Source organism: Caldicellulosiruptor obsidiansis OB47 (genome assembly GCF_000145215.1).
Lineage (GTDB): Bacteria > Bacillota > Thermoanaerobacteria > Caldicellulosiruptorales > Caldicellulosiruptoraceae > Caldicellulosiruptor > Caldicellulosiruptor obsidiansis.
Genome location: NC_014392.1, coordinates 1,092,622 through 1,109,693, shown reverse-complemented (window position 1 = coordinate 1,109,693; position 17,072 = coordinate 1,092,622). Strand labels below are relative to the sequence as shown.

18 protein-coding genes and 1 tRNA gene are annotated in these 17,072 nt (G+C 34.4%); 10 read left to right on the top strand and 9 right to left on the bottom strand.

Translation table 11 applies throughout. The annotated features are described in order from the left end of the window. Positions 1–66 precede the first annotated feature (66 nt). Positions 67–1,191, top strand: a complete 1,125-nt coding sequence (locus COB47_RS05000; RefSeq protein WP_013290297.1) for a glycosyltransferase family 4 protein — start codon at positions 67–69, stop codon at positions 1,189–1,191. A 40-nt stretch (positions 1,192–1,231) separates the two neighbouring features. Continuing rightward, positions 1,232–1,310 (top strand) — tRNA-Pro (locus COB47_RS04995). Between the two features lie 19 nt (positions 1,311–1,329). On the opposite strand, the gene COB47_RS04990 is transcribed toward COB47_RS04995, so the two are convergent. Further along, entirely contained in the window at positions 1,330–2,490 is a 1,161-nt protein-coding gene (locus COB47_RS04990) for a D-alanyl-D-alanine carboxypeptidase family protein (RefSeq protein WP_013290296.1), read from the bottom strand. Positions 2,491–2,646: 156 nt separating this feature from the next. Between COB47_RS04990 and sleB the strand changes: the two genes are divergently transcribed. Beyond that, complete coding sequence (gene sleB / locus COB47_RS04985) at positions 2,647–3,324, top strand: spore cortex-lytic enzyme (RefSeq protein WP_013290295.1); 678 nt, start codon at positions 2,647–2,649, stop codon at positions 3,322–3,324. Positions 3,325–3,345: 21 nt separating this feature from the next. After that, positions 3,346–3,651 carry a hypothetical protein gene (locus tag COB47_RS04980; protein WP_013290294.1) on the top strand — a complete coding sequence of 102 codons (306 nt, stop codon included), beginning with the start codon at positions 3,346–3,348 and terminating at the stop codon, positions 3,649–3,651. 14 nt (positions 3,652–3,665) lie between these two features. Here the strand turns inward: COB47_RS04980 and COB47_RS04975 are convergent, their stop codons facing one another. From COB47_RS04975 to COB47_RS04965, 4 genes are all read right to left on the bottom strand, one after another. Then, entirely contained in the window at positions 3,666–4,109 is a 444-nt protein-coding gene (locus tag COB47_RS04975) for a Fur family transcriptional regulator (RefSeq protein WP_013290293.1), read from the bottom strand. 84 nt (positions 4,110–4,193) lie between these two features. Further along, positions 4,194–4,340: a hypothetical protein gene (locus COB47_RS12205; protein ID WP_154646009.1), complete on the bottom strand. Its 147-nt coding sequence runs from the start codon at positions 4,338–4,340 to the stop codon at positions 4,194–4,196. Positions 4,341–4,374: 34 nt separating this feature from the next. Next, the gene (gene feoB / locus COB47_RS04970) at positions 4,375–6,198 is read right to left on the bottom strand and encodes a ferrous iron transport protein B (RefSeq protein WP_013290292.1); all 1,824 of its coding nucleotides are present in this window, start codon (positions 6,196–6,198) and stop codon (positions 4,375–4,377) included. A 17-nt stretch (positions 6,199–6,215) separates the two neighbouring features. Continuing rightward, a complete protein-coding gene (locus COB47_RS04965; protein ID WP_013290291.1) occupies positions 6,216–6,437 on the bottom strand; it encodes a FeoA family protein in 222 nt (73 codons plus the stop codon). A gap of 345 nt (positions 6,438–6,782) precedes the next feature. Here COB47_RS04965 and COB47_RS04960 point away from each other — a divergent pair, with 345 nt between their 5' ends. Continuing rightward, entirely contained in the window at positions 6,783–7,295 is a 513-nt protein-coding gene (locus tag COB47_RS04960) for a flavin reductase (protein ID WP_013290290.1), read from the top strand. 4 nt (positions 7,296–7,299) lie between these two features. Beyond that, positions 7,300–7,800, top strand: a complete 501-nt coding sequence (locus tag COB47_RS04955; RefSeq protein WP_013290289.1) for a Csac_0668 family 2Fe-2S cluster-binding (seleno)protein — start codon at positions 7,300–7,302, stop codon at positions 7,798–7,800. A gap of 16 nt (positions 7,801–7,816) precedes the next feature. On the opposite strand, the gene COB47_RS04950 is transcribed toward COB47_RS04955, so the two are convergent. Next, complete coding sequence (locus tag COB47_RS04950; RefSeq protein WP_013290288.1) at positions 7,817–7,984, bottom strand: PhzF family phenazine biosynthesis protein; 168 nt, start codon at positions 7,982–7,984, stop codon at positions 7,817–7,819. A gap of 161 nt (positions 7,985–8,145) precedes the next feature. Here COB47_RS04950 and COB47_RS04945 point away from each other — a divergent pair, with 161 nt between their 5' ends. The 3 genes from COB47_RS04945 (at position 8,146) to COB47_RS04935 (ending at position 11,997) form a co-directional block, all read left to right on the top strand. Then, positions 8,146–9,861: a hypothetical protein gene (locus COB47_RS04945; RefSeq protein ID WP_013290287.1), complete on the top strand. Its 1,716-nt coding sequence runs from the start codon at positions 8,146–8,148 to the stop codon at positions 9,859–9,861. 38 nt (positions 9,862–9,899) lie between these two features. After that, positions 9,900–10,475: a nitroreductase family protein gene (locus COB47_RS04940; protein WP_013290286.1), complete on the top strand. Its 576-nt coding sequence runs from the start codon at positions 9,900–9,902 to the stop codon at positions 10,473–10,475. Positions 10,476–10,665: 190 nt separating this feature from the next. Next, entirely contained in the window at positions 10,666–11,997 is a 1,332-nt protein-coding gene (locus tag COB47_RS04935; protein ID WP_237699013.1) for a glycoside hydrolase family 28 protein, read from the top strand. A gap of 108 nt (positions 11,998–12,105) precedes the next feature. Here COB47_RS04935 and COB47_RS04930 read toward each other — a convergent pair whose 3' ends face one another. After that, positions 12,106–13,464 carry a glycosyl hydrolase gene (locus tag COB47_RS04930; protein WP_013290284.1) on the bottom strand — a complete coding sequence of 453 codons (1,359 nt, stop codon included), beginning with the start codon at positions 13,462–13,464 and terminating at the stop codon, positions 12,106–12,108. Between the two features lie 204 nt (positions 13,465–13,668). Between COB47_RS04930 and COB47_RS04925 the strand changes: the two genes are divergently transcribed. Continuing rightward, on the top strand, positions 13,669–14,088 hold the full coding sequence (locus tag COB47_RS04925) for a sigma-70 family RNA polymerase sigma factor (RefSeq protein WP_237699012.1): 420 nt from the start codon (positions 13,669–13,671) through the stop codon (positions 14,086–14,088). On the opposite strand, the gene COB47_RS04920 is transcribed toward COB47_RS04925, so the two are convergent. Together COB47_RS04920 and COB47_RS04915 are read right to left on the bottom strand one after the other, a co-directional pair. After that, positions 14,068–16,299: an ABC transporter permease gene (locus tag COB47_RS04920; protein WP_013290282.1), complete on the bottom strand. Its 2,232-nt coding sequence runs from the start codon at positions 16,297–16,299 to the stop codon at positions 14,068–14,070. The genes COB47_RS04925 and COB47_RS04920 overlap by 21 nt on opposite strands. After that, a complete protein-coding gene (locus COB47_RS04915) occupies positions 16,299–16,997 on the bottom strand; it encodes an ABC transporter ATP-binding protein (protein ID WP_013290281.1) in 699 nt (232 codons plus the stop codon). Before COB47_RS04915 ends, COB47_RS04920 begins: the two co-directional genes overlap by 1 nt. Positions 16,998–17,072: the final 75 nt, after the last annotated feature.

Sequence of the window (17,072 nt, the reverse complement as noted above, 5' to 3'; positions counted from 1 at the left end):
CCCTTTTAACACATGAGAATACTAATATCATATAATAAAATTGACCAAATTGAAAATGAAAAAATCATGAAAATTGGCATTGATGGCAGAGCTGCTAAATGGTATAGAGGCTCTGGTATTGGCACTTACACCTATCAGCTTTTAAATTATATCAAAAAACTCGACAAAGAAAATGAATATTTAATAATCTGGCCTGATAGCTCCGAGACAGAATTTGTACTTGCACAGAATATAAACATCAACCTTATACCTCATCAGATAGATAAGTTCTGGGAAGAAATTATGATAAAAGAGATTATACTTCAAAATGATATCGATATATACCATGTCCCTCAAAATGGAATTGGACTTCCTCTGTCAAAAAAATGCAGCTACATTATTACTCTGCATGATATAATTCCTTTCAGACTTCCTGAAACAGTTGGACCAGGCTATTTGAAAATATTTAGAGAGGTCGTCCCAAAAATTATAAAAATAACCGACTGTATCATCACTGTATCTGAGTTTTCTAAAAAAGATATTTGCGAATACTTCGACATCAATCCATCAAAAGTATTTGTAACATATTTAGCAGCAGAAGATATATACAAACCTTTACCAGAAGATGAAGTCAAAACTTTTCTCTTGCAAAAATTCAATATAGACTTTCCATATATCCTATATGTTGGCGGATTTTCGCCAAGAAAAAATCTTAAAAGACTTGTAAAAGCTTATTCTTTAATAAAAGAGCACATCAAAGATATCCATCTTATAATACCTGGAAAGTTTAGCAGAAGTTATGATGAAATAAAAAATTTAGTTGAAAATTTAAATCTTACTTCACATGTACATTTTCTTTCTTATGTAGACGTAGAATTCATGCCATATATATACAATGGGGCTCTGCTTTTTGTATATCCATCGCTGTACGAAGGGTTTGGTCTTCCACCACTTGAGGCAATGGCTTGCAAAGTCCCGACTATAGCAAGCAACACAACTTGCCTGCCTGAAGTTTTAAAGGATGCTGCCCTGTATGTGGACCCTTATTCTGAAGAAGACATCGCTCAAAAAATACTGCTTGTTTTAGAAAATGTAGAGCTGCGAAATCAGCTTGCTCAAAAAGGTTATTTGCTTTCAAAAAGTTATAGCTGGGAAAAAACAGTTATGAATACTTTGAAAATTTACCAGCAAATTTTTTCCTTGAAATATTAAAAAAATTAGAATATAATTGATGATGTAAATAACAAAAGGTCGGGGCGTAGCTCAGTTTGGTTAGAGCGCTAGCTTGGGGTGCTAGAGGTTCGCTGGTTCAAGTCCAGTCGCCCCGACCATTTTATTTCTACTATAAGCTTAGCTTTCAAGTTTAAAAAGCATGAGAAAAATATCAAAAAGATTTCTCTTTTGGACATCCTTCTTTGCAATTAAGTCATATGCGCCCAGCAATTTCCCATCTTTCCATAGTTCTAATTTTCCAATCTTCTGTCCAGTTTTCACAGGCGCTGATATTTGCTGAGGCAAGGTTACTTTTGACTCAACTGTACTTTCATCACCTTTTTTAACAAGAAGCTTGACATCTGTACTCAAAATTACTTCTACTTCTTTCTCAATTCCATTTTTCACCTTTACCTTCCCAAAACAAAATCCTTTAGAATAAGGGCTGTACATTGAAAAATTTGCAAATCCCCAATCTAAAACCTTTGTGGCATCATTAAACCTTGTTTTGCTGTCTGGTGCTCCCATTATAACCGCAATTAAATGAAGACCATTTCTCAAAGCTGATGCTGATATACAAAACTTTGCTTTGTCGGTAGAACCTGTTTTGACACCTGTACATCCTCTATAAAACCTTACGAGCTTGTTTGTATTTGTAAGACCAAATTTACCTTCTCTTATGGTATCCACCCATGTTGTAAGGTATTTTCTGATGATCTTGTGTTTTAAAAGTTCTCTTGACATTATTGCAACATCATATGCGCTGGTGTAATGATTTTCAGCATCAAGTCCATACGGATTTACAAAGTTTGTGTCGAGCATTCCAAGTTCCTTTGCTTTTTTGTTCATCATATAAACAAATTCTTGAACACTTCCTGCAATGTGCTCAGCAAGTGCAACACACGCATCATTTGCTGAGGCAATTGCAATTGATTTTAAAAGTTCTTCAACTGTCATTTCTTCATTTTCCTTAAGATAAACCTGAGACCCTCCAAGGCTTGATGCATTTTGACTTGCAACAACTTTGTCAGAAAGTTTTATCCTACCTTTTTCTATTGCTTCACATATCAAAATCATAGTCATTATCTTGGTAATTGACGCTGGGGGAAGTTTTTCATGTGAGTTCTTTTCGTAAAGAATCTTTCCTGTGTCAAAGTCAACAAGTATTGCTGATTTTGCTGAAATTTCTAAGGACGGTGTTTGGGTTTGAAGGGACTCGCCAAATACCTTCTTGCAGCCAATATGTGAATTTCCAAATAATAGGAGAATCAAAATTAAAATTGCTATAGCCTTTCTCACCTTGTCATCACCCCAATTCTTTAATTCTCCTACTTTTAAATTATCTGCACATTCAGCTTTGGTTATTCATTATACATATTCTCAAAAATCTAGATGCATAATACTATTTGTAAAATCTTATTGCAGCCTTAATTAAACTGCATGGGGTGATGATAAATGAGATTTGTAAAATTATTTATAACACTGCTGTTTTTAAGTTTAAGCATATATACCATAGCAAACTACGACCATCTAAAATTCAAGTATACTCTCTCTCCCATTATTCTTTCATACTATGGCTCTACTGGACCAGAGGTTATTGAAATCCAGCGAAGACTCAAACAGTGGGGATATTACGATGGGCCAATTGACGGTATTTATGGATATAAAACATATATGGCGGTAAGATACTTCCAGGCTAAAAATGGCCTTAAAGTAGATGGAATTGCAGGAAGCGAAACTCTCAGAGCACTTGGAATTGTAACAACAACACGTTCATCTTACAGTTCAGACCTTAATCTTCTTGCCCACCTAATTAGTGCAGAAGCGCGGGGAGAACCTTATGTTGGACAAGTTGCAGTAGGAGCAGTGGTGCTAAATAGGGTAAGACATCCAAGTTTTCCAAACTCAATAGCAGGTGTAATTTATCAACCAGGAGCTTTTGAATCTGTAGCAAACGGTCAGATAAATCTTTCACCAACAGTATCAGCAATAAATGCTGCAAGAGATGCACTCAACGGATGGGATCCTACTGGCGGCGCTCTCTACTTTTTCAATCCAGCAAAAACCACAAACAAATGGATTTGGAGTAGACCAATTGTTGCCGTTATAGGCAATCATGTGTTTGCAAGGTAAAGGAAGGTGAATAAGTCAAGAATGCAATTGCCATTCAAATTTTATCCTAAACAGCCCATTGCAGGTGATAAATTGATAATAAGCTATAATAATGGAATTTTACTGGATGGCCTTGAAAAGAATATTTATCTTAAATTCGGGTTTGGAGATGAATTTATAGAAGGCAAAGTTTTTGAGTCTAAAATGATTAAAAAAAATGGTGAATATTTAACAGTGGTCCCTCTGCTCAAAAGCGGTTTTTTGTTTATTGCATTTAAAGACAATTTTAGAAATACAGATGATAACAACCGAACTTTCTATAGGATAGGTGTAAAATCAAAGGAATGAGAAGAACATTCTTCTCATTCCTTTTTGCAATCTTTACATATACCATAGAACTTAACTATGTGATTGACAACTTTAAATCCTTTTTCTTTTTCTATTTGATCCTCTAAACTTTCAAGTAAATCATCCTCTGCTTCTTCCACTTTCCCGCACTTTACACATATCAAGTGATGATGATTGTGAGAATCTTCGCTATTTGAAAGTTCAAAACGTGAACATCCATCGTCAAGGTCAATCTTGTTGAGAACTTTTAAATCGTTCAAAAGCATTATGGTTCTGTATACTGTTGCAAGTCCAATCTCTGGCATCTTCTCTTTTACTATCTTGTAAATCTCCTCAATACTCAAATGTTTATCTTGATTGTCAAGAATTGAATCTAATATTATTCTTCTTTGGGTTGTGAGCTTATAACCTTTTTGCTTAAGCTGATCTTTTATTTCTTCTAACTGTTCTTTTTTCATTCTAATTATCACTGCTCCGCCACATCAATTTGTAATTTGCAATTTATTTATGATATACATTTTATTCTCCCAAAAGCTCAGATGTCAAGACTTCATTGAACAGTTCTTTTTGCAGCTTTTGCAATTTCCTGAACACTTAAGTGCTTCAAACAAAGATGCGTTACATCGCGGACATTTTCTATTTGAAATATCCATCTCATAACCACATACAGGACATTTTACTTTCATCATAAAAACACTCTCCCTTTTGTTTTGGACTGAATCTTTAAAGTACTATATGTGCAAGAACCCCTCCCACTAAAATCGCAATCACAGCTGAAGAAACCCATACAAAACCTGAATATTTAAGCCCGTTCTCTTTTGTCATCATAGCAAAAGAAGTAATACAAGGAACAAACAATGTTGTTGTTACAAGCGCAACAAACATCTGACCTTTTGTTGTTGGGATTGTCACAAGCCCTGCAGCCCCATAATCACGTCTTATTATACTCAGAATAAATACCTCTGTTATCTGCTTTGGCAGTTTTAAAAATCCTGTAATAACCGGCTGTGCAAAATTTTCTATAACATGAAGAAGATTTGTGGCATCTAAAATCCCAAGAACAAGCGTTGCCATAACAAAAATTGGAAAAGCCTCTATCAAAAATCCTTTTGATTTATAATAAGTCTTCTTCAAAACATTAGTAGGTTGAGGAAATCTCAAAGTTGGAAGATCTATAAAAAGCGATGTTGATTCTCCTTTTAAAATTTTGTTTAATATCATACCAACAATTCCAAAGATGCTCCCAATTATCAAAATATAAGCAACCAAATACTCAAATCCAAGTCTGGAAATAAGCCCACTGATTATTCCAAGTTGAGCAGAACAAGGTATTGTAAGGCCAAGCAAAAACATAGTGATAAGCCTTTCTCTTTTAGACCCCAATATCCTTGTTGTAATTGTTGCCATTGTAACACAACCAAAGCCCAAAATTATAGGAATTATTGCTCTTCCATTTAAACCTATTTTATTAAATACTCTGTCAACAAGAGCTGCAATTCTGGGGAGATAACCGCTGTCTTCTAATATACTCATAAAAAGGTGGAAGGCTACAACAAGAGGAAATAGCAATCCCAAAAAGATAATTGGAAACATAGAAAGCATTCCATAATTGCCAATAATAATCTTTTCTAAAAATGCATTTGAAACAAACTTTTTCACAATCCCTTTGATGAAGCCAAGGTAATACTCTCCCATCACTGTATTCATAGTAAAGTCAACCAGTCTTTGCGCAACTAGAACACCCATGAAATAATACATGACATACAAAGTGAAGATTAAAATAGGAATGCCTGTAACAGGATTTATGAGAACTTGACTTAGTTTGTTTTTGAACTCAAGCTTTCTGGTATCAAACTTGACTGTTTTATTGAATATTTCATCTACATAACTGCGTCTCAAAGCGTATATCTTTTCTTGAAGTTCAGATACTGATGAACTGAACACATTTTCAGCTTCGGCAAGGCTTCCCCAAGAAAATTTCTTTCTTTCAGATTCTAAAATCTTCTCTAAATTAGGTGTGGACTTGCCTTTTTTAAAAAGATTTTTATCTATAGCCTCTTTTAACTTGTCAATACCCTCTCCCCTGCTTGCCGATGTGGCTATCACTTCAACACCAAGTATATCTTTTAGCTTTTCTATATCAATCTTGATATCATTTTTTTCAATCTCATCAAACATGTTAAGTACTACTATTACTTCTTTTTGATAGTCAATGAGTTGCTGCGTTAAAAATAAATCTCTATCAAGATGTACACTGTCGACTACATTTATAATCTTCTGAGTATTTAGCACAATATCACGCGTTACAATCTCTTCATCATTGAAAGAAGAAATTCCATAAACGCCTGGTGTATCGACAATAACATAATCCTTGTAAAAACCATAATTAACATCTACAGTTGTGCTGGGATAATTTGAAACTTCTACATATCTTCCTGTCAGTTTATTGAAAATAACTGACTTCCCAACATTAGGATTCCCAACAAGTGCTATTACCTCCTTGTTATCTGGAATATTTAGCATCTCTTGAACACAGTGACAGTTCAAATCTATCTAACCCCTTTCTACTTTTGAGTCTCAACTTCAATTTGCTTAGCAAGACCGTTTCCTATTGCAATCTCTTGGTGATTTTTCCTGAGAATAATGGGACCATTATTTATTTTAGCTACACATTTTACTTTGCTTCCTTCATTTATACCAAATCTCAAAGCATACACGCGTGCATTTTTGCTCTTTATACTCTTTATCACAACTTCTTGACCTTTTGAAATCATATCAAGCGTCAAAGCTGATCACCTCTCATGTTATTTCATATAAAACTACCTGTTTTTTGAAAACAACTTGTAATTGATATTTTGTGTTAATTGAAAATCATTTTCAATTATATAATAACAGATTTTTCTTTCTGGGTCAAGAAGAATATTTGAAGCCACTCTTAACTACAAACATTCAACCAGCTTATTTCTGTCTAAAAGTTTATTCTTATAGTCTTTAAATTTAGGAACATCTTTATGTGTTAAATTTTTCAACCAAAATGATTTGAAAATTAAAATTTATTGTCGTATATTTTAATTTAAGATAATAATGCAAGCTCTAAGAAGCTTAAAATTTTTAACGAGGTGATTTCTTTAATGATACACAAAACAATCAAAATTGAAGAACTCAAGTTTAACCCTTTTACCTTAATTGGACGAGATTGGATGCTTATTACAGCAGGAAATATCAATTCCTTTAACACAATGACTGCAAGCTGGGGAAGCCTGGGCTATATTTGGGAAAGGCCTGTTGTTTCTTGTGTAATAAGACCTCAGAGGTTTACAAGAAAGTTTGTTGAAGAAAATGAATTTTTTACACTCTCATTTTTCGGCATGGAGTATAGGTCAGCTCTTGAAATCTGCGGCAAATACTCTGGTAAAAATGTTAACAAGGTTGAGATGGCAAGACTTACTCCCAAAGAAGATGAAGAGTTCAAGACAGTGTTTTTTGAGCAAGCTAATCTTGTTTTGATTTGCAAAAAGATTTATTTTCAAGATATAATCCCTGAGAATTTTCTGGATAAAAGCATTGACAATTTTTATCCTGCAAAAGATTATCATAGAATGTTTATAGGTGAAATTCTCAAAGTGCTAAAGAAGGAGGAGTAAAAATATGGACTGCTGTACAACTTCAAGCTGCTCATGCTGTGAAAGCAGCTATATTAAAGCTTCCTCTCAAACCTGCCCTATTTGCAAGCACCAAGGAATGCTTGTTAAGAATTTCACTGTAAAGCATATAGTTTTAGATGAGTATTTATCTCAAGTAGGAAGCAATGACTATTTCTTGTGTACAAACCCAGAGTGTGATGTGGGATATTACCAAGGCGAAAAACTCTTTTACAAGCAGCAGCTAAAGGTACCTATTTGGCTTAAAAAAGATGCAAATCCTAAGTACGTGTGCTATTGCGGCAAGGTTACAGAAGATGACATAATGGAAGCAGTTTTGAAAAAAGGAGCAAAAACTCTCAGTGAAGTATGTAAAATTACAGGTGCAATGAAAGATTGTAAATGCGAGATAAATAACCCTACTGGAAAGTGCTGTGCAGATATTGTAAAAGAAGCATTTGAGAAAGCTGTAAAAATTAGAAAAGAGACCAGGGACTGCCTGAACTGATGCTATGGGCAGTCCTTTATTTCTGTTTTGAAAAAGGTAATTGCCTTGCCGCTTCAGACAAGTTCATCTCCATTGCAATATTTTGCATTGTTTCTTCATCTGATGAATCTTCTAATATACAAACCTCCCCTGGGTTATCCTGAAATAACTTATCTGTAAATGCATCTACCTGATATAGCTTCATCTCAAAACTACCTGGTCTTTAAGATAAATTTTGAGAATTATTATACCATACAGCATTATGTTACTTTTCATTTTATTCAAAAGGGTTGTAATAAGAATCTCAAGTAGTATAATATTTCTTGTAATCGATTCACTCGAACATTGAAAGGAAGGTTTTGACAAATGGCATACGAAAACTTTAAACTGGCAATATACTGTCCTGCTGGATTTTTGAAAAATGTAGAGTTTGAGGCGTTTAAAAAAGATTTGGAATTCTTCCAAAGATATTTAGACATCTCTAAGGTATACCTTGAAATGCACAGAGGTGCAAATACCCTCTCAAAAGAAAAGATGCTCAAAATAAAGGAGTTTTTTGAAGAACAAAACATCAAAACTTCTGGTGGTATTACTGCAACTGTGGTATTTGGAAATGAGGAACTTGATTATTATAGAATCTTTAACACCTTTTGCTATACAAACCAGAAGCATTTAGAAAAGCTAAAAGAAATTGTTCAATATACAGCTTCTTTGTTTGATGAAATTATTTTAGACGACTTTTTCTTCACTGCTTGCACATGCCCATCTTGCATTAGAGCAAAAGGAAATCTTAGCTGGAGTGAATTTAGGTTAAACTTAATGACAAAAGTTTCAAGTGAGTATATAATAAAACCCGCAAAAAGTGTCAATCCAAATGTAAAATTAATAATCAAATATCCAAATTGGATAGAGTCGTATCAAGAAACAGGTTACAACCCTCAAACTCAGGTAGAACTATTTGACTATGTCTACACAGGTACAGAAACTCGCGACCCTGTACACACTCAGCAGCATCTTCCAAGGTATGCAAGCTATTCACTTTTGAGATGGTTTGAAAATCTAAAACCTGGTAAAAATCTTGGTGGCTGGTTTGACGCTTTAGATTGCATATACAATATTGGTAGCTACCTTGAACAAGCAAATTTAACTGTATTTGCCAAAGCTAAAGAAATCACCTTGTTTGACTTCTCACATCTGAGAAACTCTGTATTTGTCCCAGCACTTGGGCTGCAGCTTCAACATCTTGATGAAATTTGTAAACATATTGAAAATCCTATAGGAATTCCTGTTTACCATCCATTTAATTCATACGGTGAAGACCATATCTATGACTACTTAGGAATGGTTGGAATACCCTTTGAACTTACACCACATTTTCCTGAAAACAGTAATATTGTTTTTATTACAGCAGACTGTGCAAATGACAAAGATATCCTGCAGAAGCTTAAAAATCATCTCTTAGCCGGAAAAGACGTAATAATGACCTCTGGTTTTTTAAAAGCCATGCAAGGAAGAGGAATTGAAGATTTAACTTCTGTGAGAGTGACAGACAAAAAGGTTTTTACAAACTTATTTGCCATTAAAACAGAAGTGTGTTCATTTTCAAAGTATGTATATGGTAAAAAAGAAATGCTAATTCCTGTTTTAGAACACAGGACAAATGCGTCATGGCAGGAGATTGTCGCAATCTCAGGCGAAAACAACTTTCCTGTCCTGATGAAAGACTTTTATGGCAGAGGGACTGTTTATACTTTGACTACACCCGAAAATTATTCTGACATTTACAACTGGCCACCTGAGGTATTGACAGAAATTCGAAAGGTATTTATGAAAAATTTTGATTTCTACATTGAAGCTGGCGAAAAGATAGGCATTTTTGCATACAGCAATGGCGCTTTCATAATAGAGTCCTTCTTGCCTTACAGAACTAAGGTAAACTTACACATTAAGAACAAAAACAAAAAACTTATTGATCCTTTAAAAGCTTCTGATCTTAAAGTTTCTATAATATCAGAAAATGAAAATATCTATGAAATCAAGTTAGAACCAACAAGTTTTAGAGTCTTGAAATTAGAAAACTAAATTTTTTGAAACTCTTTTGAAGGGAGAGTGCTTGCAAAATGAGCAGTGTTTTTGAAAATGAAGTAATAAAAGCAATTAAAGAGCGTCGAAGTGTAAGAAGTTTTTTACCTACTCAAGTTGAAGAGGAAAAGATAAAACTTTTACTTGAAGCTGCAATCTTTGCTCCATCTGCTGTAAACGGTCAGCCATGGTTTTTTACAGTGGTTCAAAACCTTGATATTTTAAGCAAAATAAATCAAGAAATAAGAAACATTATGCTCCAGTCTTCTGATGAAAACTTAAAAAAATTCGCATCAAAAGAAGATTTTAACGTTTTCCACAACGCTCCAATAGCTATAATCGTTTCAGGAAAAGAAAATAGTCAATCTGCCCAGGTTGACTGTGCAGCTGCAACCCAAAACATCCTTCTTGCTGCAAAATCTCTCGGTTTGGCAACGTGCTGGATAGGATTTGTCGGGATACTTTTTTCAAGTCCAAAAGCACAAGATTATATAAAACTTCTCAAAATCCCTGAGGGATACAAACCTTTGTGGGCAATTGCTTTAGGATACACTGAAAATTATCCTCAAACAGTACCTGAAAGAAACTGGAATGTGGTTGAGTGGATAAAGTAAGTTTTTCCTCAAACCCTACAGGGATTGCAAGGAGGGCTTTATGCCCTTCTTTTTCGTTTATTACAATATATTCAATCACTGTTATTTGCAACCATCAAAATCTAACATTTTCTCAAAATTATTGAGAGGATTTTAGTGATTTTTTAGGTTATTTTAAATGTATGAACCTAAAGTAATAGGAGGTAAACTCTTGAGAATAATTGTAACTGACTTTGGAGCAAAACCAGATGGTGTAAGTTTCAGTACAGAGGCAATACAAAAGGCTATTGACATCTGTTTTGAAAATGGTGGTGGAGTTGTAGTTATACCTGCTGGAATTTACTTGAGTCGTCCTATAAGGTTAAAATCTAATGTAACCCTATATTTAGAAGAAGGTGCTGTAATCAAAGCAACCAACAATATTGAAGATTACTACCAAATTGGTTATTACCATAACGAATGGGGAGAGGTTACTTCCTTTTTGTATGCGATGAATGAAAAGGACATAGCAGTTGAGGGAAAAGGTACAATTGACCTTTCTGGAAGCAGTTTTATGGATTTTTCAAGAGCATTTAATCAGTTTGAAGAGCTATCTCAACTTGACAAAGAGCAGTTTGAAGAGACAGAATGTAAGCCAATTTGTAGACCAAATCAACCCATATTCTTTTATAACTGTGAAAACATTAGCCTGAGTGGTGTCTCTATTATTGACTCACCTTGCTGGACAGTATGCATCCATTCATCGAAATACATCAAGGTACACAACATAAGGATTATGAACAACCTCAGAGTCCCAAACAGCGACGGTATACATCTTTGCTCATGCGAAAATGTAATACTCACAGATAGCTTCTTTACATGCGGTGATGACTGTGTTGCTATATCTGGCATTACAAACTGGGACAAACCATGTGAAAATATAATTGTGTCAAACTGTATTATGCAAACACGCTCAGCAGCTGTGAGAATGGGACATTTAGATAGCAAAGTAAAGAATGTGGTTGTTTCTAATCTTATCATCCTAAATTCAAACAGAGGAATTGCAATATTCGCAAACGGCAAAAATGGGTATGTCAAATCAGTCACAATTTCAAATGTTATCATGACAACAAAAATATTTGCTGGTACATGGTGGGGAAAAGGTGAACCAATTGTAATTGTTTCCCCTGAAGACGGTAATTTTATTGAAGATATTTCTATTTCAAATGTAAAAGCTTACTCAGAAAATGGGATCTTAATCTATGGCAAAGATAATAATATCCGAAATATTTCGCTTAAAAATATTGATATATACCTCAGCTTTGGCAAAAACAGACCGCTATTTGGCAAAAGAATTGATATTCTCCCAAGTCAATGTTCACCTTTCCCTGATTACATGAATAAAATTCCATGGATTTTTGCAAAAGATGTTTTCAGTCTTAAACTTCAAGATATAAACTATGGATATAATTTACAAAGCTTAAAAACTGATTTTGACATAGAGGGAATTTTTCAAAATGTAAATAACTCCTTCTTTTCTAGTATTAGAAAAGTAGCTACTTAAGGTCAAAAGTTTAAAATCCCAGTTACAACAAAATTCCAAGGCTGCCAGTTCACTTCAGAACATATAAAATGACCTTTTTCAAATGGCAGCCTTGAATTTTTATTTTTTTCATCTTCTAAATAAGTCAAATTTATCAAGTGTTATTACGTAAGGGTGGGTATAAACCTTTCTTAGATGTTCAAACGAATTTATCTTGCCATCAGCCGTAAATCCACCCCACCAAGGCATAAACCAAAGCCAATAAGTTTTTGTATTTTGTAGGACCTCAGGGTCAGGGATTGGCCCGTTTTCTGTCAAAGCTATGGGTTTTTTAGCTTCTGTCAGCTCATAAACATAATCATACCAAAATGAAATAGGACCATAGTTTTGGGGTGGGGCATAAAAATCAACCCCTGCAATATCATAGTAGTCCTTTTCTATTCTCCAATCAGGATGTGGTGCATTCCAAACCCATATAAGATTGTTTAGCTTAAAGTAATTAGTGTATACATCATATAAAAGATAGTAAAGCCTTTTGTAAGCATTAAACCCTTTTGCTCCCCACCAAAACCACCTGCCATCTGCTTCATGAAGAGGTCTGAAAATAACAGGCACATCTGCATCTGCCATGATTTTTAGCCACTTGCCAATTTCATATATATCCTCCATTAGCAGCTTGTTTTCTTCAGTATTAGGGCAAAGACCAACCTCAATATCAAAATCGGTGTTTTTTGTATAAAAAGTCTTATCATTGCCTCCTATTGGAGAAAACCAATGCCAGCAAAATGTCACAATTCCTCCTAACTCCTTATGCCATTTAATTGCTTCTTCAACAGAGCCTTTATTTAAAATTACTTCAAACATTGCATCGTAGGTCATATTATTAGTAATGGTGTGTCTTGTATAGCTTAGAAAATCAAAACCACGAAGAGCTGGTTTTTTGCCTGTTTGATATTCTAAATATGCAATTTCTGGTCCTGCTGCTGTGTTTGTGTGCTGGCCTGCAACAATTGCTTTGTCATAAATTTTTGAAAAATATTCCATCAATTTTTTGCATTTATCAGATGCATTTTTGTTTGAAAGATCAAATGAAGGAGCACTGTAATTTTGCAACTTATCTTCTTCAAGTTCAATTGCATATATGCGAGCTACTCCCCAGCCACCATAAATTTTGATTCTTTTCGGACCTTTTTCTAAGAAGGTTCTTCCAATCTTCATTTTTGAAACTTCATCCAATTCAGTATGCAATCTAATATCGCCATGACATAATCCATCTATATCTACAAGATAGACAGCTTTTGTGTACTTTTCTATTTTATAATTCAAATATAGATTGAAATAACCACTTTTTTCTATTTCTATGCAAAACTCAATTTCAAACCTGTCTGATTCGGGCAAAGCACTATAAACATCTTCCCCACTGAAATGTTCCTTGACAATTTTTGCTCCATTTAATATTGCTTCTTTTATGGATTTGCTTATCTTCACAATTATCTCGCCCTCCTTTTACAAAAATTCTCCTAATATTTTTTATCCTGATTTAGTTTGCAGTATACCAAATACACCCTAAACTAGCATGCAGAAATTTTAAAAAATCTCTTAATACTATTTTAAAACATGTCACAAATCCTGTTTTTAAATTGTTTATAATATTAGAAAGCGAAAAACAAAGGGGGTTTTGGGTCGCTGGATTTGGAGCAGATTTACTCTAAATACTATCAAAAGGTGCTAAATTACTTGACATTCATGTTGAAGACTTCAAAAGAGGCAGAAGACATTGCACAAGAAGTTTTTTACAAGCTCATTAAAAATCCCCCTCGCGAGGATAATATCCAAGGATGGCTTATTACTGTTGCAAAAAACTTTGCAATAAACTACTTAAAATCGCAAAAGAGAATTTCTATGGGAGAAAAATACCTGCTTTGCTCTCAAACCCCACAAGATGACATTGAAATACTTCAGGTCAAAATGACACTTGAAAAACTGCCTGAGGAACAAAGAGAGCTGCTAATTTTGAAATACTCTGGATATACATACGAAGAGATAGCAAAAAGGGCTGCGCTTTTCTCTTTTGAGTCAGCCCTTTTGACTTTAATCAACCTGCTGTCTTAATATCTCAACAGGCATTACCTTTGCTATTTTTTGTCTTGCCAAAAGTCTTGAAAGCAGGAACACTACAGTTAACACTGCAAATGTTGATAAAATGCTATTTACGCTCAAATCAATGCTCATAGCAAAATCGATATTTTTTGTGGCTCTACTTATAAGACTATCCATTGTCAATTTAGAAAGAGGCACACCTATAATGAACCCTGTTACTAAGGAAACATAATTAAAGCCAAGAATCATCTTAAAAATATTTCCTTCCTTGTATCCAAGCATTTTTAAAATCCCTATGTTTTTCTTATTTTCATTGAGAGTTAAAGTAGACAGAACATACACAATTAAAAGCGCAAGAATAGCGGCAATTAGCGCTATAACTCCAATAGTCTTTGAAAGGTCGTCAGCTGAGGCCTTTATTGTATTTATAAGCTCAGATTTAGTATAACTCTCAAAAAACAAGTTCTCAGGAATATCCATCTTCTCTTTTGAGAATATCCCAATATACTCTCCATTTCTATATCCAAAAAGCTTATTAAAACTTTCAAGTTCCATGTACCCATTGTTTCCGACTGGAAGGTTAGCTACTTTTTTTACTTTTAAAGTATATTCTTTGCCTGTAAATTCATTCTTTAGTTTAATCTCATCTCCTTCGCCAATACCGAGTTTGCTTGCAAGAGGTTTGGTTATGATAAGTTCACTTGACACAGAGATTTCATTCCCTTTATCATCATAGAGCTTTATCATGTTTGAGTGACTTTTCACACCGTAAATCATAATACTCAGCTTTGTCCCTTCAATGTCAAAAGACAAAAGGTTGTATGGCTCAGCTGCGCTTTGGAGTTTAATCTCAGGGTGTGTGGACACAGAATTCAAAGAATAAAGATAATTGTACCTAAAATTCTTCTCATATGTTCTTTCAATTGCAACAACGATTGAATCTTTTGCCGTCATCCCATACATCATAAGGATTGTTGAAAAGATAATGCCAACTGCCAAAATAACCTCTCTTCCTATATGTCTCCAGCCATATTTGAGCATAATCCTTGTTTTAAATTCAAATCTATCAAAAAACTTTATTGTAGGAAGCTTGCCAAATTTTATTTCGTCAATTCCATGAAGCATCTCTACAATTGTCAGCTTGAAAAAGTTTTTAAGAGCAAGGTACCCTGAAAGAAACATAAATATGGCTGGTAGCACCATTGCAACAAATATATGCTGCCAAGGTAAAACTGTTTTTATCTTTGGTAAGGTAAAGTATGACCTGTAAAACTGTGCAAACGAAGATGCCTCAAAAAATCCTATCAAAACGCCAGCAACAGAACCAAAAAACCAAATATAAAGTGGAAATCTCATGAAAACTTTGACCACATCTTCCTGAGTATAACCCATGGAATAAAGTGTGCCAATTTCCGCATGCATAGTGTTTATTACCCTTCGCATGACAATAAAAAGTATAAATGAGGATACAAGAATTATAAAAAGACTGAGTGGCAATGTCATTCTCTTTGCATTTTCAAGTTTCATCTCTGTGTATATTATTCTTGGATTTCGGTCTCTTTCAACAAACTTTAAAAGTCTCCAATTAGAATTTATAAAGCTTTTGAAATTTTCAATATTGTTAACTTTTCCTTTATAGCTATAGTAATGAACAGGAACCACAGGAAATAGTTTTTGCATCTCGCTTTTTAGCATCAACACAACACCAAAGTGTTTGGGGTCTGGGAGAAGGTCTTGGTCATTTTTAATAATGTAAATGTAATCAGGAAGATACCCTACTCCACTTACTCTGAATTTCTTTCCTGAAATGACTATTTCATCGTAGGTGTGATACTGCTGGGTTTTAAAAAAGCTCGGGTCAAGCAAAACTTCGCCTTGCCTTGGCATCTTACCCGCTTCTACATATGGCTTGTTTATTTTATTTGAAATTGAAAATATTCTTAAAGTAACCCCATCTTGCTGAATTTCATAAAAAAGTCTCTCTTCAAGTTCAATACCAAACTTTTCTTTCAAAAGCTTCTTATCTATCTTTTGTGATGTTATAAAATACCCATCTTCCTGGACGAAGTCTTTTTTAAATATCTTATAATTTATATCTATGTCTTCCATTGACACAGCAAAGAGTGTATATGTCATTACGGCAATAGCTACAAGCATCATTATAGAAAAGAATTGCAAAAACTCTCTTTCCATTATTCGCAGGGGAATTTTTTTGATTACCATTACCATGTCACCTCTTGAGCAGAGATCTTGTGAGGATTTTCAGAAAATTCAACAAGCCTGCCTGACCTTAATCTCAACGTAACATCTGCCATTTTAGAAATTGCAAGGTTGTGTGTAATTATCAAAATGGTTGTGCCAAACTTCTGATTTACATCTTCTAAAAGTTTTAACACAAGTTTGCTGCTCTCATAGTCAAGCGCACCTGTTGGCTCATCACACAAAATCAATGCAGGGTTTTTAACAACTGCTCTTGCAATTGCCACCCTTTGCTGCTGTCCGCCAGACAGTTCAAACGGAAATTTGTCCTTTTCAGAAAACACATCCACCATTTTTAATACCATATCAACATCCAATGGATTTTTGCTAAGATGTGCACTTGAGAGCACATTTTCATATACCGTAAGACCATTTATGAGGTTAAAAAACTGAAATACAAAACCCACATAGTCGCGCCTATACTCAGAAAGCCTTTTTTGGTCCATTGCAGTTATCTCTTTGCCATCAACAAAAACTCTGCCTTTATCTGCCCTGTCAAGCCCACCAAGGATGTTAAAAAGCGTGGTTTTACCTGACCCAGAAGGACCTATAACCGTGTAAATTTTCCCTTTTTCAAGCTCAAAACTTACTTCATTGAGTGCCCTGATTTCATTCTTACCCATCTTGTAGATTTTCGAAAGATTCTCAACCTTGACAAACACAGTCTACCATCTCCTTAAATTTTAATCTTGATATACTATATTATGACTCATTGGTCATATGACCGTCAAGTCATA